The 21,742-nt window shown below is 66.6% G+C and carries 11 protein-coding genes and 1 other RNA gene; 4 read left to right on the top strand and 8 right to left on the bottom strand.

The annotated features are described in order from the left end of the window. Positions 1-25: 25 nt before the first annotated feature. On the bottom strand, positions 26-2,851 hold the full coding sequence (gene glnE / locus ACDH77_RS02670; protein WP_372353713.1) for a bifunctional [glutamate--ammonia ligase]-adenylyl-L-tyrosine phosphorylase/[glutamate--ammonia-ligase] adenylyltransferase: 2,826 nt from the start codon (positions 2,849-2,851) through the stop codon (positions 26-28). Positions 2,852-3,013: 162 nt separating this feature from the next. Here glnE and ACDH77_RS02665 point away from each other — a divergent pair, with 162 nt between their 5' ends. Continuing rightward, positions 3,014-3,532 (top strand): hypothetical protein, encoded by a 519-nt coding sequence (locus tag ACDH77_RS02665; RefSeq protein ID WP_008577083.1) that lies wholly within the window; start codon positions 3,014-3,016, stop codon positions 3,530-3,532. Beyond that, entirely contained in the window at positions 3,532-4,452 is a 921-nt protein-coding gene (locus ACDH77_RS02660) for an SMP-30/gluconolactonase/LRE family protein (RefSeq protein WP_104613817.1), read from the top strand. Before ACDH77_RS02665 ends, ACDH77_RS02660 begins: the two co-directional genes overlap by 1 nt. Before the next feature lie 420 nt (positions 4,453-4,872). On the opposite strand, the gene ACDH77_RS02655 is transcribed toward ACDH77_RS02660, so the two are convergent. The 4 genes from ACDH77_RS02655 to ACDH77_RS02640 form a co-directional block, all read right to left on the bottom strand. Beyond that, positions 4,873-7,323, bottom strand: coding sequence for a hypothetical protein (locus tag ACDH77_RS02655; RefSeq protein WP_372353712.1), 2,451 nt, complete (start codon positions 7,321-7,323; stop codon positions 4,873-4,875). 93 nt (positions 7,324-7,416) lie between these two features. Then, positions 7,417-9,594, bottom strand: coding sequence for a hypothetical protein (locus ACDH77_RS02650; RefSeq protein WP_372353711.1), 2,178 nt, complete (start codon positions 9,592-9,594; stop codon positions 7,417-7,419). 789 nt (positions 9,595-10,383) lie between these two features. Further along, positions 10,384-11,457, bottom strand: coding sequence for a 3-deoxy-7-phosphoheptulonate synthase (locus ACDH77_RS02645; RefSeq protein ID WP_008572849.1), 1,074 nt, complete (start codon positions 11,455-11,457; stop codon positions 10,384-10,386). A 496-nt stretch (positions 11,458-11,953) separates the two neighbouring features. After that, entirely contained in the window at positions 11,954-14,767 is a 2,814-nt protein-coding gene (locus tag ACDH77_RS02640) for a TonB-dependent siderophore receptor (protein ID WP_031420868.1), read from the bottom strand. A gap of 502 nt (positions 14,768-15,269) precedes the next feature. Here ACDH77_RS02640 and xopX point away from each other — a divergent pair. Continuing rightward, positions 15,270-17,363 (top strand): XopX family type III secretion system effector, encoded by a 2,094-nt coding sequence (xopX, locus tag ACDH77_RS02635; protein WP_372353710.1) that lies wholly within the window; start codon positions 15,270-15,272, stop codon positions 17,361-17,363. 113 nt (positions 17,364-17,476) lie between these two features. Here the strand turns inward: xopX and groL are convergent, their stop codons facing one another. The 3 genes from groL to ACDH77_RS02620 all read right to left on the bottom strand — a co-directional run bounded on the left by groL (position 17,477) and on the right by ACDH77_RS02620 (position 19,808). Continuing rightward, positions 17,477-19,117 (bottom strand): chaperonin GroEL, encoded by a 1,641-nt coding sequence (gene groL, locus ACDH77_RS02630; protein WP_011346211.1) that lies wholly within the window; start codon positions 19,115-19,117, stop codon positions 17,477-17,479. Positions 19,118-19,252: 135 nt separating this feature from the next. Continuing rightward, positions 19,253-19,540, bottom strand: coding sequence for a co-chaperone GroES (locus tag ACDH77_RS02625; protein ID WP_003483210.1), 288 nt, complete (start codon positions 19,538-19,540; stop codon positions 19,253-19,255). 198 nt (positions 19,541-19,738) lie between these two features. Beyond that, a non-coding RNA gene (locus ACDH77_RS02620) (sX9 sRNA) lies at positions 19,739-19,808 on the bottom strand. Between the two features lie 140 nt (positions 19,809-19,948). Between ACDH77_RS02620 and ACDH77_RS02615 the strand changes: the two genes are divergently transcribed. After that, positions 19,949-21,739 carry an endonuclease gene (locus ACDH77_RS02615; RefSeq protein WP_372353709.1) on the top strand — a complete coding sequence of 597 codons (1,791 nt, stop codon included), beginning with the start codon at positions 19,949-19,951 and terminating at the stop codon, positions 21,737-21,739. The last annotated feature ends 3 nt before the right edge of the window (positions 21,740-21,742 follow it).

The following is a 21,742-nucleotide window of genomic DNA, read 5'->3' as shown; positions in this document are numbered from 1 at the left end:
GAAAGCGGCGCACTCACCGGGGCCGTTACAGCGCTGTTTCATCCTTGCCCAGCGGAAACGTCAGGCCCTGCCCACGTGCTGCGTTGAAGATGATGCCGCGCGCTTGCTGGATGGCCGGCGTCGGTGCGAGCAGGCGTGGGCGGCGGTCCAGCGTGCAGCTCAGGCCGGCATCGACCAGCGTTGCGTGCGCCTGATGCAGTGGTGCGCCGCTCTCGTCCGGGAGCCAGTGCGTGCGCGCCAGTGCGTCGATCAACGCTGGCGTGTCGCAGGGGTCCAGCAGCTGCGGCTGCTGCGCTGCCAGCCCGAGCACGCCGGCCTGCAGCACGAATTCCAGATCCACCAGGCCGCCAGCGCCCTGCTTGAGATCCAGCCGGCCGGCATCGCTGCGATCCAGTTCGGCGCGCATGCGCGCCCGCATCTTGCGCACGTCTTCGTGCAACTGCGCGGTGTCGCGCACCCGCATCAGCGTGTCGCGACGCACGTGGGCAAACGCGTCGCAAAGCGCCGCGTCGCCGGCCACCGCGCGTGCACGCACCAGGGCCTGATGCTCCCAGGTCCAGGCGCGATCGCGCTGGTAGTCGCGGTAACTGGCCAGCGAGGACACCAGTGCGCCCTTGCCGCCATCCGGGCGCAGTCGCACATCGATGTCGTACAGCCGGCCGGCGCCGGTCTCGGCAGCCAGCAATGCCATCACTTTCTGCGCAAGCCGCGCAAACCAGCGCCCGGCTTCCAGCGGGCGCTTGCCGTCGGAGGCGTCCACCTCGGGCGGATGATCGTACAGGAACACCAGATCCAGATCCGATCCGAACCCCAGCTCCAGCCCGCCCAGACTGCCGTAGCCGACAATGGCGAAGCTGCCGCCAGGCACGTGTCCGTGCGCGGCCAGCATGTCGCTGCGCGCCAGGTGCAGCACGGTCTGCACGACCGCTTCGGCAAGCCAGGCCAGTTGGCGGGTGCTCTCCACCGCCTGCTGGCGGCCATCCAGCGTGGCCAGCGCAATACGGAAGCTCAGTGCAAGCCGGCGCTCGTTGAGTTCACGCAGCGCCGCTTCGGTGTCGTCGATCTGCAAGGTCTCGGCGCAGGCCGCGTGCAACGCTGCGCGATCCGGTAGCGGGCCGCTGATGCGGGTGTCGAGCAATTCGTCCAGCAGCAACGGATACGCCGCCAGCCGCTCGGCCAGCAGCGCGCTGCGCGAGAGCACATCGACCAGGCGGGCAAGCGCGCTGGGTTGCTCGTCGAGCAACGCCAGATAGCTGGTGCGGCGCAAGGTGGCCTGCAGCAGGCCGAGCATGCGACGCACTGCCGCGTCGGGCTGGCTGGCGCGGGTGGCCGCGTGCAGCAGTGCCGGCATCACCCGATCCAGCCGCGCACGCGCGCTATCGGACAGCGCGCGCACGCCGGAAGACTGCGCGAAATCGGCCAGCGCCTGATGCGCGCCATCGGGATCGTGCAAGCCAATCCCCGCCAACGGCGCAGCATCGCCTTCCGGCAGCGCGCGCCAGTAATCGGCAAGCGCGTCCGGTGCGGTGGCGCGCACGCGCGGGGCCAGCAGTTCGGCGAATTCCGCGGCCACGCGTGTGCGCTGCGGTGCCAGCGCGTCCAGCAATGCCGACCAATCCGCATACCCAAGGCCCAACGCAATGCGCTCGCGATCCAGCGGCGCCTGCGGCAATGCGTGGGTCTGCGCATCGCGCAACATCTGCAGGCGATTTTCCAGCCGGCGTAGAAAACGATACGCCGTCGACAGCGCCTGGCCGTTCTCCTGGTCGATCTGGCCTGCGGCCACCAGCGCCTGAAGCGCGGGCAGCAGCCGGCGTTCGCGCAGACTCGGTTCGCGTCCACCACGAATCAGCTGCAGCGATTGGGCCAGGAACTCGATTTCGCGAATCCCGCCGGGCCCGCGTTTGATGTCGTCCAGACGATCGTGCCGCGCCACTTCGGCGGTGATGGCGGCCTTCATTTCGCGCAAGCCATCCAGTGCGGTGAAGTCCAGATACCGCCGGTAGACGAAGGGGCGCAGCGTTTCCAGCCAGGCTTCGCCGGCGTCGATATCGCCAGCCACCGCGCGCGCCTTGAGCCAGGCATAGCGCTCCCAATCGCGACCTTCGCGCTGGAAATACTGGTCCATGCCGGCGAACGACAACGCCACGCGGCCGGCGGTGCCGAATGGACGCAGGCGCAGATCCACGCGATGGCTGAAGCCGTCGGCGGTGGTTTCGTCCAGCAACCTGGCCAGCTGCTGGCCCAATCGCGCGAAATACTCTTCTGCTGCCAATGGACGCGCGCCATCGGATTGGCCGCCCTGCGGATAGGCGTACACCAGATCCACGTCCGAGGAAAAATTCAGCTCGCCACCGCCCAGCTTGCCCAGCCCGAACACCACCAGGCGCTGCACGCTGCCGTCTGCAGCAACGACCTTGCCGTGGCGGGTGTGGAACTGCTGCTCCAGCGCTTGCAGGCCGCATTGCAGGCAGTGCTCGGCCAGCCGGGTGGAGCCGGCCAGGGTGGCTTCGACGCTGTCCAGACCGAGCACATCGCGCCAGACCAGGCGCATGGACTCGGCGCTGCGATAGCGTCGCAATTGCGCAGGCCACAGCGGTGGCTGGGCCGGATCCAGCTGCGGCAGTGGCAGTGGCGGCGGATCGGGTTGGGCCAGGTGCTGCAGCAACGCCGGTTGCCGCGCCAAGGTATCGAGCGCGAACTCGCTGGCCAGTGCGACCTGCGCAAGCTGCCGATCGAACCCGCCGCCCGGCCACGCCTGCTCGGCAGGCAATGATTGACGGACACGCGCCACGGCCCGCTCGATCAGGGCGGTGAGCGCAGGAGACATGGAAACGGTCGGCATCGGCATGACCGGATTTTGGCATCCCCGCCACGCGGGGAGTACACGCATGCGCGACATCCCGCAGGGCGACTGCAACAGGGCGTGCAGCATTTCGCCGCCTTGAACATCTCGCTTACGCAGCCCTGACGACAGCCATGCTGCACTGCGGCTTTCGCACGAGGTCCCGCCATGTCGCCCACCACCTTGCCTGCTCACTTGCTGCCCTCGCAGATTCCGCTCCAGACCGATGGCAACGATCCTGCGCTGCCGCCCAGCCTGCCCTTTCTGCATCTATGGACCGGGCCGGATGGCAACAGCTGCCTCAACGCCTCGCAGCTGCCCGGCTTCGGTCGCAAGAGCGTGGGTGGCGGTGCCGCACCGCAGTGGTTGCGACCGTTTCCCGGCGAGGTGCTCGGCATCCAGTTCGCGGTGCTGCCGGTAGGCTGGGTCGGCGACTGGCATGAGAGCCCGCACCCGCAATGGGTGATTCCGTTGCGTGGCCGCTGGTTCATCGAAACCGGCGACGGCACACGCGTGGAAATGGGTCCTGGCGACATCCATTTCGGCCAGGACCAGGGCACCACCGATCAGCGCGGCCATCGCTCCGGCCAGTTGGGCGATGAACCTTGCCTGCAGATGATGGTGCAGTTTGCGCAATCGCCGGGCGCGGCCACCGCGCATCCGTTCGGCCATCCGGCGCCGCGCTGATGGACCGCCACTGCCGCGTCCGCGCGCCCGGCGCCGCCCGGCCGGCCGAGTGCCCGCCCCCCGCCACGCGCCACGCCGGGCTGGCGGCGCGCCTGGGCAACGCGCGCCTGCTGACCCTCTACGACCAGGCGACCTGGAGCGAGGGGCCAGCCTGGTGGGAGGCGCAGCGCACGCTGGTCTGGAGCGATGTGGTTGGCCGCCGCGTGCTTGGCTGGCGCGAGGACGGCGCGGTGGACGTGCTGCTGGATGCCACCGCCTTCACCAATGGCAATGCGGTGGATGCGCAACAGCGACTGGTGCACTGCGAACACGGGCGCCGCGCGATCACCCGTAGCGATGTCGATGGCCGGGCGCATCTGCTGGTCGGGCGGTTCGAGGGCAAACGGCTCAATTCGCCGAACGATCTGATCGTGGCGCACGACGGCGCGATCTGGTTCACCGACCCGCCGTTCGGGCTGCTCAAGCCCAGCCAGGGCTGCCCGGGCCCACAGGAGCTGGACCATCACGGCGTCTACCGGCTGCCGCCCGATGGCGGTGCCCTGCAGTGCATGGTCGGCCTGGATCACCCCAACGGGCTGGCGTTCTCCCCCGACGAACGCGTGCTGTACGTCTCGCAGACGCCCGAAGGTGGCCCGACCTCGCCGGAGATCACCGCCTTCGACTGGCGCGATGGCGCATTGCACAACCGGCGCCGCTTCGCGGTGGTGCCGGACGGCCTGCCGGATGGCTTTTGCGTGGACCGCCAGGGCTGGCTATGGAGCAGCTCCGGCGCGGGCGTGTGCGTCTTCGACACCGATGGCCAATACCTCGGCCTGGTGCCGACACCGGCCACGGCGTCCAACTGCAGCTTCGACCTGGAGCAAAAACGATTGTTCATCACTGGCGGCAGCACGCTGTGGCTGCTGGAGTTGCAGCAATAAGAACGGTTAACGAAAACCGCCAGGCGGACGCGGCCGCTGCCCGCGATGGCAGGGATCACGCGTACGAACGGTTGCACGCACGCCGTGCACATCCAGCAGCATGATCGCTCGCCAGGTTTTGGGCGCAGCGCCACGCCATGCAAGCCTGCTCGCCGCGATGCGCGCAGGCGGCAGCCACGGCATGAGGTGCGGCCTTCATTTGCAGCGGATCTCGCGCGGATTGGCGCTTGACCCGGCAACCTGCAGGCATAAAAAAGCCCGCTTGCAGCGAACTGCCAGCGGGCTTTGCTCCCTCCCCCACGTCGGGATGCAGGATCATAGTGCGCGCCCCGAATCGGACTTGCACGCTGCACTGCAAAACAATACCAGGCAGTACAGAACTGGTGTTTTTTCTTCACGCCTGCGCGCGCGATGCAGGCCTCAGCGCAACAGGTCAGGTTGCGCGCGATACCACTCCGGCGCACCTCGCAGATGCCATTCGGGCGTGTCGCCGCGCAAGCCCACTGCCGCGCTCAGCAATCCCCAGCGGGCCAGCAGACTGCCGCGACGTTGATTGCCCTGCAGGCGCAGGCGCGCATCGACCTGAAAGCGTTCGTTGCGCGCCTGCAAGCGATCGACGATGACCGTGTCGCCTTGCCAGTGCGCGCGTGCGGTCAGCTGCGCCTGGCCTGCATCCACCAGCCGGAGCATCCAGTTCGGAATCGAGCGGTCGCGCGCATACAACGCCACCAGAAAAGCCAGATCGCGCACCTGGATGCGCACACGCCCATCCACGCCCACCGGTTGTCGCCATTGCATGCGCGCATCGTCCAGCACGATGCGCGCCCACCAGCCATCGCGCTGTTGTCCATCCGGGCCGGTGAATCCGATATTGCGCAGCTGGATGCTGCTGGCATCGAGACTGAACTGTTCGGCGCGTAGATCGCCGCGCTGCAGGCGCAGATCCGCATCCACATCGCCGCGCAACGCCAGGCCGGCGAACTGCAGCCGCGCTGCACGCGCCCCGATGCGCACACCGCCCTTGCCGATGCGCCCACCCGGCTCGATCTGCAGATCGCCGCTGAGCACGCCGTTACCGCCGTCAAAGCGCAGTTGCTGCTGCGGCAGATAGCGGTTGTAGGCACGCAGATCCGGCACGCGGGCATTGGCGAAGACCAGATGCGCGCGCGTGGCATCGCGCAGGCTGCTCAGGTTGCGCGCATCGGCGCGTGTGCGCAGATCCAGGCGCAGATCGCGGCCTTGCACGAACGGGCGCGCGGGTGCGTCGGTATGCGCGATCGAAAACTGCTGCATCTGCAGTGCAAGCGCCGGCAGCAACTGTCCACTGGCATCGGCGTCCACGCGCAGATCTGCACTGGCCTGTCCCGTGATCGCATGCCCCATCACGCCCACCTGCGCGCGCACGTGCGGCACCTGCAGGCGGCTGCCGGCAGCAAGCTGGCCGCGATCGATCCGCAGATCGGCATCGACCAGGCCCTCGCCCTCCAGGGTCAGCCAATCCACATCCGGAAACAGCGCAGCAATCCAGCGCAACGAAGACAGCTGCCAATGCAGCCGCGCATGCCCGGACGTGCGCGGCAACAGGCTGCGCATGGATTGCACCGGCAGTTGCCTGCCTTGCACGCGCAGGTCGGCGTCCAGCGTCAGCCCGGCATCGGCCGGCTCGGGCATGCTGACCTTGAGCCGCATGTCCTGATCGACCTGTAACTGCGCCGTCAATTCGCCCAGCAATGCGGCCGGCGCGCGCGTGCTGTCGTGCAGCGGCGCGCGCCATTGCAGCTGGCTCCCGGGCTGCAACGCGCCACGTATCCAGCGCAGCTCGCCATCTGCACGCCCCTTGCCGGCACGGGTCGCCAGCGTGTGCCGGCCCTGCGCATGACGGGTGACATCCAGCGCTGCGGTGTCGCCATGCACGGCGATCAGCGCATCGGTGAGTTGCAGCACCGCCAGTCCGCTTGCCTGATCCGGTGCATGCCGTGCGATGCTGGCGTCGATACGCAGCTGCCCATTGCGCATCACTTCGTCCTGCCCCCACCGCACACGCGCCGATTCGAACACTGCATGGGAGGGGAAGATTTCCATCGGCCCGCCACGCAGTTGTTTGAACAGGCCCAGTTGCAGTTGGCCCTGGCCTTCGATGTGCAGCTGACGCAGCGACACGGCCTGCACCTGCTCGGCAACGATGCGGTTCAATTGCAGGGTCCAGGCGGTTGGCGGGGCGGGTGTACCGGCTTGCGTGTCGGCGCGCCTGGCTGATTGCGGTGTGCTGGTGGTCGGCGTTGCGGGCTTCGCGTCCGTCGTGGTCGTTGCAGTCGTCACGCGCAGATGCTGCGCGGGCGGCTGCATCGTCGCCGAGTGTTCGACATTGGGCGTTGCTGTGGGCGCCCGCTCGTTTGCTAAAGCGGCCGGCGTATCCGCGGCACCCTTCGCCGCAGCAACAGCAGCACGCGTCGCTTGCGCCGCCGCAGGGGCTTGCATCGCTCCCGTCCCGGGCGTTGCGGCTGCAGCCTGCATACCGCCACGCACACCGCGCACATGCAACTGCGGCACCAGCAGCTGGCGGTGCAGCAATGGCAGCAGCCGAATCTGCCCACTCATCCGCTGCGCGCTGACATTCCAGTTCGTGCGTGCCGAATGGCCTTGCAGGTCGACATCCCACAGCACCACACGCCCCGGCCACCAGGTCAGCGCCGGGCCCCAGTGCATCGTGAACTTGTCGGGGGAGCGATTCAGCGCAGCCGGGCCAAGCGGCGTGTTGAGCAATAGGTTGCCCAGCAGCAAATAGCTTGCGTACAGCGCAATCAGTGCCGATAGCGGCCATCGCAGTGAGCGTGGCAAGGCGCGCCAGCGGGCACGAACAGGCATCGTCATGACGGCAGGCTCCTGGAAACCGCGCACGCGGCTGGGCACAGTGTGCCAAGCCAGCCGTGAGCAGGGCGCAGCACGCTCACGCCAGCGGCCGCATCACTTGGTTTTGGAGACCGCCGGCAACAGTGCGGGCTGCGCGTCATACCAATCGCGCGCACCGGCCAGATGCCACTGACGCTGCTTGCCATCGAGTTCGATGCCGGCACCCAGCACACCCCAGCGCAGATAAAGATCGCCGCGCCGCTGCGCATCGTTCAAGGCCAGCCGCGCACGCAGCGACAGGCGCGCGTTTTCCGCATGCAGGTCGTCGATCAGCACCTGCTGCTTGCGCCAACGCAACCGACCGGTCGCATCCAGTTCGCCCGAATCCAGCAGACCCAGCACCCAGCGCGGATAGTCGGCGCGCTGGGCGAACACCGAGAGCAGTGGTGCGATATCGCGCATGCGAAGGGCTGCCTCGGCATCCACCTGGAACGGTGCCTCGGCCTGGATGGTGCCGGCACCCACTTGCAACTCGCCCCACCAATCGGCGTCTTTGCCGTCGTCGCCCACGCGCATGTTGCGCAGGCGTATGCGTGTGCCACTGAGGTCGAAGAACTTGTTCTTGAAGTCGGCGCGCTGCAGCGTTGCCTGCAACTCGGCATCGCCGCGCATCTGCACGCCAGCCAACGCCAGGTGCGCGCCCTGCCCGCGCAGATGCGCATGCCCGTTACCGACATCGCCGGAGGCATTGAGCGCCACATCGCCGGTCAGGCTGCCGCTGCCGCCGAGCAGGCGCACGTTATTGCCCGGCAGATAGCGGTTGTAGGCGGTGAGATCGGGCACACGCGCATCGCTGAAACGCAGCTGCGCCTTGAGCGTGTCGCTCAGGCGGGCCAGCTCGGCATCGCCATGCATGGCCAGTTGCAGATCGCGGCCGTCCAGCAGGAGCTGTTTGGGCGCATCGCGCGGCGCCGCCTTGAAGGTGGGAATGCTGACATCCAGATGCGCCTGCGGGGTGGCGGCATCGTCGATGCGCCCGTGCGCCTTGGCCACGCCGGCCAGGCGCGTGTCAAATACCTGCGCCACGGCCTCCACGCGCGGAATATCCAGCGTGCTGCCGGCACTCAACCGGCCCTGTGCAAGGCGCAGGTCCGCTTCGACCAGACCGCCACCTTCCAGCTGGAACCACGGCTTGCGCACGAACAGCTCGGCGATCCAGTTCAACGATTCGAACTTCCAGCGCCCACGCACCTGCCCCGACAGGCGCGGCAACAGCTGCGCAGGCCGTTCGAACGGAACGCTGCGCCCGGCGACGCGCAGATCGGCGTGCAGCTCGCTGCCGGTCTTCTCATCGCGCGGCAGCCGCGCCTGCACGCGGATGTCCTGCGCCACGTCCAGTTGCAGCGCAAGCATGCCGCGGTCGGTGGCACCAACGCCCGCAAGCAATGGCAGCCGCCACACCGCACGGCTGCCCGGCTGCAGCGCGCCGCTGGCCAGGCGGATATCGGCCTCCACGCGCGCGGCCGATGGCCCGCTGCCGATGTCCACATGCGGCGCGCCGGTGTCGATCTTCAGCGCCACGGAATTGGCTTTGAGCTGTAGCCGTGCGGCGGTGATGCCGAGCTTGCGCAAGCCCGGCGCCTGGTCGCGGTAATGGCGTGGAAACTGGAACTGCGCATCCAGCTGCGCACCGTTGAACACCTGCACTCCGTCGTAGCTGACCACCGCGTCGGTAAAGCCCGCTTCGGAAGGAAACAGTTCCGACGGCCCGCCCTTGAGTTGCTTCAGGAAACCGACCTTGCCGTGCCCTTGTCCGGCAATCAGCAATTTGCCCAGGCGGGCACTGCGAATGCTGTTGCTGGTGATTGCATCAAAGCGCAACGTCCAGCCCTGGTTGCCCCGCGGCGGTGGCGGAATCGGCGTATCGGAGGTTTCCACTTCTGCGCTCACGCCGGTGGCATGCAGCCAGGGCAGCCGCACTTCGCGCCGAAACAAGGCCAGCAGGGCGATACGCGCATGTGCGCGGTCGGCGTGGAAGACGTACACGGTGCGGTTGGCCTGCCCACGCATGCGCACGTTCCAGGCGATGACCTCGCCCGGAAACAGCGTCACTGCCGGGCCGGTCTGCATGGTGAACTTGTGCGGTTGCCGATTGGTGCTGGCGTCGAACAGCGGGGTATTGAGATACAGGTTGCCGGCCAGCAGATACAGCGCGTACAGCGCCAACACCACGCCCACTGCACGACGCCACGGCCGTGGCCAGCGCTGGAAGCGGTCGCGAAGTGAGGGCATGGGCACAGGCAGGAAAGAGTCTGCCGCCACTATCCCGGTTGCGCTGACCGCGACGCGTGAACAAGGCTGGTGCCGTTGCGGGAATCGGGAATCGGCGGCGAGCCTGGAAGTTGGCGCGCGGCCGGTGACCGGTGCTGCGCCGGCGATGCGCTGAACCGCTGCAATCGCGCAATCCCGGCGTTTAACGCTTCTCGAACTTCATTGCTGCGCACGACATGCAGCGACATCGCAGGGTCACGTGCCGGGTGGATAACGGTCCTGCCCGCTCGCTTCCTGTGCCAGGAAGGCTCTCTCCCCCTTCTGTCACTGAGCGAAACGGGCCATCACTGGGTGGTGTCCAATCCGTCGGGCCGGCTCCCTGCGCCGGCCCGACGTTCCTGGCCTGCAGCGGCCTGCCAGACGCCTGCGCTCACTGCCAAAGCCGATCGATGCAGCGATTGGTCGTCGCTGAGCGTCGTCGCCGATGGCACCGCTGCGCGTCATGTTGAACGCTGCACCTGCACGAGATCGGCGCGCCAGCGGTGCCTTCTCTCCTCGGTGAGGCGTGACGAGCGTTCGGCGCATCCACTTCATCGCCTGCGCAGTTGCCGACGCCCGCTGCACCGACGCACGTGCCAGCCGCAAGACGCTTTCCCATCGGGAGAAGGTGACGCCCAGCGCCGGATGAGGGGACGCGCGAGGCCTCACGCTCACCGCAGACCAGCCAACGCGCTGCCTGGCAATCATTCCGTGTTGGCGATGCTCCACGCAGCATCAGCACATGTTCTGCCGATGCTGCTGCGTCGCCACTCACGCAGCCTCGGCAATCCGGCGCATGCGCCGTGCGCGCACTGCGCTCGCCAGGCGTTCCAGCACCTGCACCGAACTGTCCCAGCCGATGCAGCCGTCGGTAATGCTCTGGCCGTAGGTCAGTTCGCACCCCGGCAACAGGTCCTGACGCCCACCGACCAGATGGCTTTCCACCATCACGCCGACGATGCGCGTTTCGCCGTTTTCCAGCTGATGGGCGATGTCCTCGACGACCTTGGGCTGGTTCTCGGGATTCTTGCTGCTGTTGGCGTGGCTGGCATCGATCATCAGGCGCGCAGGCAGGCCGGATGCATTGAGCACCTGGCTGGCCGCTTCCACATGGGCCGCATCGAAGTTGGGCTGCTTGCCGCCGCGCAGGATCACATGGCAATCCGGGTTGCCCGCCGTCGCTGCCACGGCGGTGTGTCCGTCCTTGGTCACGGCCAGGAAATGATGCGGATGCGAGGCCGCGCCCACCGCGTCCACCGCAATCTTGACGTCGCCGCCGGTGCCGTTCTTGAAGCCCACCGGGCATGACAGCCCGGATGCCATTTCGCGATGCACCTGGCTCTCGGTGGTGCGTGCGCCGATCGCGCCCCAGGCCACCAGGTCGGCGATGTATTGCGGCGAAATGATGTCGAGAAATTCCACGCCGGCCGGCAGGCCGAGATTGTTGATATCGCGCAGCAGGCCACGCGCTACGCGCAGACCCTTGTTGATCTGGAAGCTGCCGTCCAGGTCTGGATCGTTGATCAGGCCCTTCCAGCCGATGGTGGTGCGCGGCTTTTCGAAGTACACCCGCATCACGATCTCCAGCGCGTCGCCGAACTGGTCGCGCAACGGGCGCAGGCGCTGTGCGTACTCCATCGCCGCGACCGGGTCGTGGATCGAGCAGGGGCCGATCACCACGGCCAGGCGATCGTCGCGCCCGTGCAGGATGTCGTGCAGCGCGGCGCGCGCATTGGTGACGGTTTCGGAGGCGCGCTCATCGCAGGGCAGCAGCGACAGCAGTTGCGCAGGCGGTGCGAGGGCTTCGATCTTGCGGATACGCAGGTCATCGGTTACAGGCGGCATCACAGTGTCTCGGTGGGCGGTGTTGCATCGGGGAGCCAGGCGCGGCGGCAACAAAAAAGCCGCCAGGTGTGCGCTGGCGGCTTTTCGGGAATGCTGCTGAAGTTGCCTTCAGGGTGAGCGCAATCCTTCCTCCGCCAGCGGCATCGGAAAACCGTAGTACCAAAAATAAAACTGGCTGCGGGGTGCGTTCATGGGATGCATTGATACCACGCACTTTTGCGCGTTGCCACTGTTTCATCGGCAACGGACCGGGCACAGGTGGAAGCGAACGCCCCTCCACTGGCTCCGGCACACCCCCGCGTTGAAATGCATGCGGCCGCAGCGGTGAAGTCGGCACAGGTTCCCGCGGCGGCCGCCAATCCAACGGGTGACGATGGCGCTGCCGCCAATCGGCGCGATGCAAACAATCGATGACGCGCTGATCGAGCTGGTCGTCTCGCCAGGTTCTGCGGCCCTGCCGGAAGCAGTGCAGACACCCGACGCCCGCCGCACTCGCTCAGAACGTGAACACGTATTCGGCCGCCACTTCGCGGCCGATCGGGTTGAACAGCGTGGTGTTGTAGAAGCCGTACCCGTAGAAGCGTTCCTTGTGGTCGTAGCCCACTTCGTTGAAGACGTTGTTGACGTAGAAATTGACCTTGGCGTGGTCGGTGATCTTGTAGCCGGTGCTCAGGTTCCAGTAGATCGCCGGGCCCACGCGGCCGAAGTAACGCTTGCTGGTTTCGCCCAGATGCACGTTGGCGGTGTCGGTCACCAGGCACGCATCGGAGGCGCTGGGTTGATAGCCGTCGTCGAAGCGTTCGCAGGTGCCCCAGTTGACCGCGCGCATCGAGCCGATCCGGCGGAAATACACGGTCCAGTCCCAGGCGCCGCCGTTGTCCCAATGCACGCTGCCACGCACGCGGCTGCGCACGCGTTCGTCGCGGCGGTTTTCGTCGCTGTCGGTGCGGTAGATCTGCTCGCGGTAGGCGATCAGATTGTTGTAGTCCAGCGACAGCTGGAAGTTGCCCCAGCCTGCGGTGGCAAGGCGATACTTCAGCGACGCATCGATGCCGGAGGTTTCCATCTGCGCCAGGTTGATCGGGCCGCGCTCGATGCTAGCGATGGTGCCGTCGGCATTGCGCATCACGCGCGAGGTGATGGTGTCGCAATAGCCCGCGCCGCCGGGGTTATTCCACGTGCCGCCGCTGATGGTAGTGCCGGTACGGCAGCCGGCTTCGGCCGACAGGATCTCATCGCGGTCCAGGTCCTTGATCATTTCCTCCAGCTGGATGCGGTAGTAATCCACGCTCAACGACAGCCCTTGGGCGATGTCCCACACCACGCCACCGGTGAACGAGCGGCCGGTTTCCGAGCGCAGATCCGGGGTGCCGCGACGATTGACGTCCACCGTGTAGAAGATGTTGTTGTTCTCGTCGTTGCAGCCGCCGGTCAAATACGCGCCCGAGGAAATGCAGCGGTATTGATCGATCACCGTCTGGTTGGTGGAGCTGGGTTCGCCAAGCACGTAATGCATGTCGGGTGCGCGGAAGCTGGTGGCCACGGTGCTGCGCACCAGCAGGCTTTCCACCGGCCGCCATTCCAGGCCCGCGCTCCAGGTGGTGTCGCTCTGCGTGCCCACATCGGTGGGGATGGCGGCCGAAGAACGGTAATTGCCGTAGCGGTCGTAACGGCCGGCCACATTCGCGCTCAACGTGGAGAGCAATGGAATCTGGAATTCCAGACCGGCCGAACTGCGCATGCGTTCGCCACCGCCGCTGTCCACCACATCCACCGGGTAGCACGCGTTGGCGCAGGGGTCGGGCGAGAGTTGATAGCCTTGCTTTGCCACTTCGGCCACGGTGGCGAAGCGGATCGGCCCGGCCCAGCCCTGCACCACATCGCCGCTCACGCTGAAACTGGCTTGATTCACCCACGAATACGCCGAGTTATGCGACTTGGCGACCAGCGCGTCGTACTGGTCCGACGACAGCGGCGTGTACAGGCGCGCCTCGTTGATCGCATGGATCGGCGTGCCATCGGCGGCGGTGCCGAGGGAGCTGCCGAGGAAGTAGTCGGTGGCGCGCGCGGTGTCCACGGTGCGAATGTATTCGTCGACGGTGTAACGCGAGCGGCCCACGCTCAATTCCCAATCGAAACGGTCGGCCCAGACGCCGCGCAAGCCGGCGCTCAGATCCCAGGACTGCTCCTTGTTGTAGTTGGCAAGCCGGTCCCAGCCGCCGGCTTCGCGCCGGGTGAGCTGGCGGATCAGGTTCAACGAACGCCCGGTGGCCGCGTCCTGGAACGGGCCCAGGTACGCGTACGGCGGGTCGTAGGTCCAGCGGCCGATGCTGCGGTTGGCAGACAGCGTGGCCCAAGCCTCGGTGTGCTCGCCGAATTTCCAGGTGCCGTAGAGATATGCCGAATAATCCTCGCTGCCGGTGACCAGACCCCAGTCGCCGTAATCGCGCGCGACGCCGCAGTAATCGCCGGCATTGGTGAGCGCGCCTGTGTTCTGGTTGTAGCTCAGCCGCTGCCCGTCGATGAACTCACCGCCAAAGCGCGCGCAGGTGCCGGCCGGCGGTGCCAGGCGCTCGTTGGTATTGGCGTCGATCAGGCTCAAGCCTGTGAACGGATTGAAGCCGTACAGGCGGTTCTGGCCGGTCCAGTTGGAATAGGACATGTCGTCCGAATCGTCCATTTCAGGGCGATCGCGCCCGCTCAACGGGTCGCGCTTGGTGGCCTGCAGCGCGTAGGTCAGGCTCCAGTTCTCGCCGGTGCGCCCACCGGCCCAGGACACGTCGAAACTGTCGCGCCCACCTTCGGTGGCGGTGCCGCCGCGCAGGCGCACCTGGTCGCCCTGATAGTCGCGCTTGAGGATCACGTTGATCACGCCGGCCACTGCATCGGAGCCGTAGATCGCCGACGCGCCGCCGGTGAGGATGTCGATGCGCTCCACCGCAGCGGAAGGAATATTGCTGTAGTTGGAGAAGTTGCTCTCGCCGCCGTAGGGCAGCGGGTAATCGGCCACGCGGTGCCCGTTGACCAGCAACAGCGTCCGTCCCGGCCCGAGGTCGCGCAGATTGATCGGCGAGGCGTTGGGCGTATGCGAGCCCCACTGCGTATCGGCTTCCACCGAGCCCTGCTGATTCATGCTGTTGAGCACGTCGTAGACGGTGGCGAAGCCTTCCTGCTGGATCTGCTGCGCGCTGATGGTGACCACCGGTTGCGCACCTTCGACCTGCGCGCGCTTGATGCGCGAGCCGGTGACGCTGACCGCATCCAGCGTGGAGGTGGCGCGCGTGGCATCGGGTTCGGTTTGCTGGGCCATGAGCGGCGGCGCGCACGCGGCAGTCACGGCAAGGGAGACGGAAATCGACAAGGCAAGGCGATGACTGCGGCAGTTCATAAGATCCCCCGGGAGAGGCCGGACGTGGCCGGCGTGGCAATGCGCTGCAACGACGCCTGCCAGCGATGCGTGCACCGCTGCCCCTTGTCCGATGGCCCCCCGACCGCTCGGCGCAAACGTCTGCCCAGCGACGCTAAGGCTGCGATGACATCGGTGTCAACAGATGGTTGCGGAGTGTGACGGCGATCGACTATCCGGCAGGCTGGGGCTGCCCTCACTGCGATGATTGCGCTCCCAGCGCACTCGACCCTGCGCAGCTGGCAACAGGTCATGCGATCACAAGTTGCCATCGTCCTGCCTGGTTGGTTCTTCCTGCAACGCAGTAGTTCGCATCGCGTTAGGCCGGCCGGGCAGGCTTGTTCGAATGATGCAGGCGCGCCAGCCAGTACGCGCTGGCCGCTCCCCCTCATCAAGGAAACCCACCATGGAGATCAAGAAACAGCAAACCGCAGGCCCCTCTTCTCTGGCGCCATTGCACGACATCCATACCGACAATGCCCCCGTCGCCGACGCCACATCGCCGACGCAAACCCCGCTCCACCCCAGCCTGGCTGCGCTCACTCCGCGCAGCCGTTCGCGCGCATCCAGCGCCGACTCCGAGCACGGCGCTTCGCCGGTGCCTTCGCACGACCCCGAACCGCAGGCCCACTCACCCGAACGCGCCTCCGGCCCGTCCACCGCCGCAACACTTGCCGCACGCGCAAACGCCGCATTGGCAAGCGGCGTTCAGCAGGCTTACGCTGCGGTATCGAAGGGGGCGTCCAATCTCTGGTCGCTGGCGGACCTGCGCACCATGCTGCAGATCCATGCGGACGATCCCGCATTCCTGCAGATGGTGCGTCACACCGACCCGGAACAGAGCGCCCCGCACACTCTGGCCGCGTGCCGCCAACAGATCACGCAGCTGCGCGATGCCATCGAAGCGGCAACCGGCCTGGAAGCACGCTTCAGGCAGCAGTTGCTCGGCGACATCAAGGCCGTGGAAGACGCCCTGCAGCCGCTGGAGCACGGCACACCTGCGACCGGGCGGGCGCTCAAGTCGCTGGCCAACCTGGTCAATCTCTGGCCACTGATGGTCCCCAGTCCGTTGCTGGGCAACCAGGCCAAGACCTTCGCCTATTCCATCGCCGCGGCAACCAAGGGCGTGATGACGCTCTCGGCATCTGCACTGCGCCCCACCGCCGACGGGCTTCCGTTCCCGCTGATGGGCGGGCAGCTGGGGCGCGACGCCAACGAAATGCACTTCTATTCCGTTCTGCTCAACGGATTGTTTCTCACCACCGAACTGCCCAAGAAATTCGGCACCCCCTCCATGCGGCACCAAGCCGAAGCAGTGGAAAACAACCTGGGATTTGCCGCGGCCGCATCGACGGCATGCGCGGCGATGGTGCTGACGCCCTTCCTTTGGAACAGCCTCAACGTGCTTGGCAACCGGCTGCAGCACAAGCTGTCGCATCTGGGCGCCGGCATTGCAGAAAACGCCGGCTTTCAGAGCCAGGCGCAGCGGTTGCGTGCACGCCTGACGCCCGGTCAGGTCAGCACGCAACTGCGCACGCAACTCAACGAGATCTGCGCCGCTCTGGAGCACGGCCGGGAAGCGTTTCAACAGGCACGTCGCGACTTCACCGACCCAAGCCAAGGGCGCGAGCTGACCCGCACGCTCAATGCCCAGTGCACGCACCTGCTGGAGACGCTGGACCGATGCAGCAAGCGGCTGAGCGCTGCGCTACAAGTGGACCAGGACCAGCCAGCCACCCTCCCGCGCCAGGTGACCAACCACGACATCGCCCCCAAGTTGGCATTGGCATTGCTGGGAGCCGGAGTGACCGGGCTGACGGTCTACCTGATCCAGCCCGATCGCATCGGCACGGTGGATCTGTTGGCCGACTCGGTCGTGGTGACGGCGGTGATGATGCAATCGGCGGTCAACGCACATGCGACCCGTCAGGACGCCATGGAACGCTTCAAGGCCATGTGCTCCGGCAGCCTGGTCATGGCGCTGGCCCTGGGCGTGGAGAAATTGTCCAAGACCTTCGCAGACAAGAGCCTGATCGAAGCCTCGTCCTCATCGCCCTACTACGCCGGCGCGATCATGTCGCTGATGTCGATGACCATGCCCGGCCCCATGGCGCGTGGCGCAGAGCTGGCGATGAACTGGGGCGGCGGTCAGATCATGCGTGTCTTCAGGGGGCCCGACGGTACCGCGCTCGCAACCCGCATGCCGTCCTCGCCCGAGGAACTCATCCAGCACGTGCAGGACACCGCCAGATATGTGCAAAGCCTGTCGCCGGAACAGGCGCAGGAGTACGCGCAGACCGTTGCCGATAGCGCCCTGCAGGGGATCGAGGACGCCGGCGCGCAGACCAGGCCCGCCAGCAGCGTCACCATCACCGAGATCACCGAGGCAAACGAGGAGGAGGCGCTCGCCGCAGCCAGCGCATCGCCTGAGCAACGCTCGCCTGCGCGCACCCATCCGTCGCCGGATCAGGCCGCAGCCAGCACTGCACCTTCGTCCTGACGGTACGGCCGCCGGTCATCGGCAACTGCCGCGTGCCTGCGCAAGCGACGCGCATAAAAAAACCCCGCCGTTGGGCGGGGTTTTTTTTGCTGCAACAGCCGAAGTGGCGTGGATCAGAAATCCATGCCGCCCATGCCGCCCATGCCGCCGCCGGCCGGCATCGCCGGCTCGTCCTTCTTCGGCGCATCGGCCACCATGGCTTCGGTGGTGATCATCAGGCCGGCGATCGAGGCGGCGTTCTGCAGTGCCGAACGGGTCACCTTGGTCGGGTCCAGGATGCCGAATTCGACCATGTCGCCGAACTCGCCGTTGGCGGCGTTGTAGCCGTAGTTGCCGCTGCCTTCCTTGACCTTGTTCAGGATCACGGACGGCTCTTCGCCGGCATTGGCCACGATCTCGCGCAGCGGGGCTTCCATGGCGCGCAGGGCGATCTGGATGCCGTGGGTCTGGTCTTCGTTGGCGCCCTTGAGCTCGCCCACGGCCACCAGCGCACGCACCAGGGCCACGCCGCCGCCCGGGACCACGCCTTCTTCGACGGCTGCACGGGTGGCGTGCAGGGCGTCTTCGACGCGTGCCTTCTTTTCCTTCATTTCGATTTCGGTCGAGGCGCCGACCTTGATCACTGCAACGCCACCGGCCAGCTTGGCCACGCGCTCCTGCAGCTTCTCACGGTCGTAATCGGACGAGGTGTCTTCGATCTGGGTCTTGATCTGGCCCACGCGCGATTCGATCGCCGCGGTGTCGCCGGCGCCGTCGATGATGGTGGTGTTTTCCTTGGAGACCTGCACCTTCTTGGCGCGGCCCAGGTCCTTGATGGTCGCCTTCTCAAGCGCCAGGCCCACTTCCTCGGAGATCACGGTACCGCCGGTCAGCACGGCCATGTCTTCCAGCATCGCCTTGCGACGGTCGCCGAAGCCCGGCGCCTTGACGGCCACGACCTTGACGATGCCGCGGATGGTGTTGACCACCAGGGTCGCCAGCGCTTCGCCTTCGACTTCTTCGGCGACGATCAGCAGCGGCTTGCCGGCCTTGGCCACGCCTTCCAGCACGGGCAGCAGGTCACGCACGTTGGAGATCTTCTTGTCGTGCAGCAGGATGAACGGGTCGTCCAGGTCGGCCGACTGGCTCTGCTGGTTGTTGATGAAGTACGGGGAGAGGTAGCCGCGGTCGAACTGCATGCCCTCGACCACGTCCAGCTCGTTTTCCAGGCCCGAGCCTTCTTCAACGGTGATCACGCCTTCCTTGCCGACCTTCTTCATCGCTTCGGCAATGATGTTGCCGATCGACTCGTCCGAGTTGGCCGAGATGGTGCCGACCTGGGCAATCGCCTTGTCGTCGGTGGTGGGCTTGGAGATGTTCTTCAGCTCGACGACCGCAGCCTTGACGGCCTGGTCGATACCACGCTTGAGGTCCATCGGGTTCATGCCGGCGGCCACGGCCTTGGCGCCTTCGCGGATCAGGGCCTGGGCCAGCACGGTGGCGGTGGTGGTGCCGTCGCCGGCGTTGTCGTTGGTCTTGGACGCGACTTCCTTGACCATCTGCGCGCCCATGTTCTCGAACTTGTCGGCCAGTTCGATTTCCTTGGCGACGGAAACGCCGTCCTTGGTGATGGTCGGCGCGCCGAAGCTCTTCTCGAGCACGACGTTGCGGCCCTTCGGGCCCAGGGTGGCCTTCACGGCATTGGCAAGCACGTTGACGCCACGAACCATGCGGGTACGTGCGTCTTCACCGAAACGAATGTCTTTAGCAGCCATTGGTTGTTACTCCGGGATTTGAGATTGGGGATTGGGGATTGGCTAGAGCGGGATCCGGAGGAGAGGCGGATTGGTGCGGCAAGCCGCGGTGACCAATCCCGAATCTCGACTCCCGAATCCCGCCGGCAACGGCTATCAGCCGATGACGGCCAGGATGTCGTCTTCGCGCAGCACCTTGTACTCGACGCCTTCGGACTTGTAGCTGCTGCCGGCGTACTGGCCGTAGATGACCTTGTCGCCAACCTTGACCACCGGCGCGCGCAGGCTGCCGTTGTCCAGCGGCTTGCCGGCGCCGATCGCGACGACTTCACCCTTGGTGGACTTTTCCTTGGCGGAGTCCGGAATCACGATGCCGCCGGCGGAAACTTCGTCGGCTTCGATCGGCTTGACTACAACGCGGTCGTGAAGCGGCTTGATGCTCATAGAGAGAAGACCTCTTAAGTGTTTGATTGGCCTGGAAATTATCGGCGATGTTAGCACTCGCACATGACGACTGCCAGCACAGCGCGCGGAAAAAACCCGACAAGCGGGTGCGGGCCAGAGATTGTGCTGCGCGGGCGGCTTTCAAGGGCTGGCGGCAAAAATTTTTCGCCGACCGCTTCTCTCCGAACCGCCGAGGGCAGCCGACAAAACGGAGCGAGCGGTTGTCAGGTGGGCGCGGACGTCGCTGGGGAACCGGAATGGGGTCCATGCCCACGGGCACCGGGCGCGCCCACCTGGCAGGCGTATAGCGGTCTGGTCCAATGCTCTAGAAATGGAACCAGGTTCCATCGCCTGTCATGCGCGCGCCTTACAGTCGGGAACGCATTCCCCGATCACAAGGAGCTGTCGATGAGGTTGCCGTCCCGTTTCGTGTCCCTGCGTTGCACCCTTCCCCTGGCCTGCGCGTTCGCGCTCGGTGCCACCTCCGCCAATGCGGCGGTCTTCATCAACGAACTGCACTACGACGACGCGGGCGCCTCCGGCGACAGCGGCGAGGGTGTGGAAGTGGTGGCCACTGCCGGCGAATCGCTGAGCGGTTACCGCATCTATCTGTACAACGGCAACAGCCCCAGTGCGGCAGTGGTGTACGCCAATACGACGGTGCCGGCCGGCACGGTGGTCAGCTGCGGCAGCCAGGTGCGTATGGCCACGGTGAGCTATGCCAGCAACGGCGTGCAGAACGGCCCCAACGACGGCGTGGCGCTGGTCGACCCCAACGGGCAGCTGGTGCAGTTCCTCAGTTATGAAGGCGCCATCACCGGCAGCGGCGGCCCGGCGGCCGGCGTGACCAGCCAGAACCTGCCGGTGAGCGAGAGCAACAGCACCGCGGTCGGCAGTTCGCTGCAATTGACCGGTACCGGCAGCAGCGCGGCCAACTTCAGCTGGGCCGGCTCGGCGGCACAGACCTTCGGCGCCTGCAACCGCGGCCAGACCTTCACCGGCAGCGACGGCGGTGGAAGTACCGGTGCTCCCACCATCAGCAGCACCACACCAACGCAAGGCGCCACCGGCTTTCCGGCTGCCGGCGATCTGGCCGTGGGTTTCAGCGAAGCGGTGACGCTGGGCAGCGGTGCGTTTGCGCTGAGCTGCGCCAGCTCCGGCAACGTGGCGCTGACGTACCCGACCAGCGGCACCCGCTTCACCCTGTCCACCAACACCGCCCTGGTCGGCGGCGAGCGCTGCACGCTGGCCATCACCGCCAGCGCCATCCGCGATGCCAGCGGCCTGAGCCCGGCCGCCAACCAGTCCATCGCCTTCACCGTGGCCACCGCCAGCGGCGGCGGCACCGGGTACTACGCGCGGGTCAATACCGCCAGCGCCAGCCAGCTGCGCTGCTCGTTGCACGCCACCATCAAGGGGCACACGGTCTACCCGTACAGCGGCAGCGGCACCAGCACCTGGACCATCCTGGAAATGGCCGACGAGGATCCCAACAACAGCGGCCGCATCCTGGACGCCTACCGCAACCGCAGCTACGCCAAGGTCAGCGACCGCGCCGGCACCGGCAGCGGGCTCACCTACAACCGCGAGCACACCTGGCCCAACTCGCTGGGCTTTGGCAGCGCCACCGGCGACCGCGGCCTGCCGTACGCGCCCTATACCGACACCCACATGCTGTACCTGACCGACACCAGCTTCAACGCAGACCGCGGCAACAAGCCCTATGCCACCTGCACCAGCAGCTGCGGCGAGCGGGCGACCGAGGTCAACGACGGCAGTGGCGGCGGCAGCGGGCGATATCCGGGCAATTCCAACTGGGTCCGCACGCCCGACGGCAACAGCGGCACCTTCGAGGTGTGGGGCCGGCGCAAGGGCGACATGGCGCGCGCGGTGATGTACATGGCCATCCGCTATGAAGGCGGGCTGGATGCGGCCACCGGACAATCCGAGCCGGACCTGGAGCTGACCGACGACCGCAGCAAGATCGTGCAGACCGCGGCCTCGCCGGCCTACATGGGCCTGCTCTCCACCCTGCTGGCCTGGCATCAGGCCGACCCGCCGGACGATGCCGAGCGCGCCCGCAACGAGGTGATCTTCAGCTTCCAGGGCAACCGCAACCCGTTCGTGGATCACCCCGAATGGGCCACCGCCAGCCTGTTCAACTCGGCCAAGCCGGCCAGTTGCCAGCTGGCCAACTAAGAC

Origin of the sequence: Xanthomonas axonopodis pv. maculifoliigardeniae (assembly GCF_041519315.1) — a bacterium.
Classification (GTDB): Bacteria; Pseudomonadota; Gammaproteobacteria; order Xanthomonadales; family Xanthomonadaceae; genus Xanthomonas; species Xanthomonas euvesicatoria.
The sequence above is the reverse complement of the archived record's forward strand: the minus strand, read 5'-3'. Positions and strand labels throughout refer to the sequence as shown.

What these genes read in the sequence shown, in the direction of transcription:
- glnE (WP_372353713.1), bottom strand. Translation starts at nt 2,851, where the DNA reads ATGCCGATGCCGACCGTTTCCATGTCTCCTGCGCTCACCGCCCTGATC.
- ACDH77_RS02665 (WP_008577083.1), top strand. Translation starts at nt 3,014, where the DNA reads ATGTCGCCCACCACCTTGCCTGCTCACTTGCTGCCCTCGCAGATTCCG.
- ACDH77_RS02660 (WP_104613817.1), top strand. Translation starts at nt 3,532, where the DNA reads ATGGACCGCCACTGCCGCGTCCGCGCGCCCGGCGCCGCCCGGCCGGCC.
- ACDH77_RS02655 (WP_372353712.1), bottom strand. Translation starts at nt 7,323, where the DNA reads ATGACGATGCCTGTTCGTGCCCGCTGGCGCGCCTTGCCACGCTCACTG.
- ACDH77_RS02650 (WP_372353711.1), bottom strand. Translation starts at nt 9,594, where the DNA reads ATGCCCTCACTTCGCGACCGCTTCCAGCGCTGGCCACGGCCGTGGCGT.
- ACDH77_RS02645 (WP_008572849.1), bottom strand. Translation starts at nt 11,457, where the DNA reads ATGCCGCCTGTAACCGATGACCTGCGTATCCGCAAGATCGAAGCCCTC.
- ACDH77_RS02640 (WP_031420868.1), bottom strand. Translation starts at nt 14,767, where the DNA reads ATGGCCCAGCAAACCGAACCCGATGCCACGCGCGCCACCTCCACGCTG.
- xopX (WP_372353710.1), top strand. Translation starts at nt 15,270, where the DNA reads ATGGAGATCAAGAAACAGCAAACCGCAGGCCCCTCTTCTCTGGCGCCA.
- groL (WP_011346211.1), bottom strand. Translation starts at nt 19,117, where the DNA reads ATGGCTGCTAAAGACATTCGTTTCGGTGAAGACGCACGTACCCGCATG.
- ACDH77_RS02625 (WP_003483210.1), bottom strand. Translation starts at nt 19,540, where the DNA reads ATGAGCATCAAGCCGCTTCACGACCGCGTTGTAGTCAAGCCGATCGAA.
- ACDH77_RS02615 (WP_372353709.1), top strand. Translation starts at nt 19,949, where the DNA reads ATGAGGTTGCCGTCCCGTTTCGTGTCCCTGCGTTGCACCCTTCCCCTG.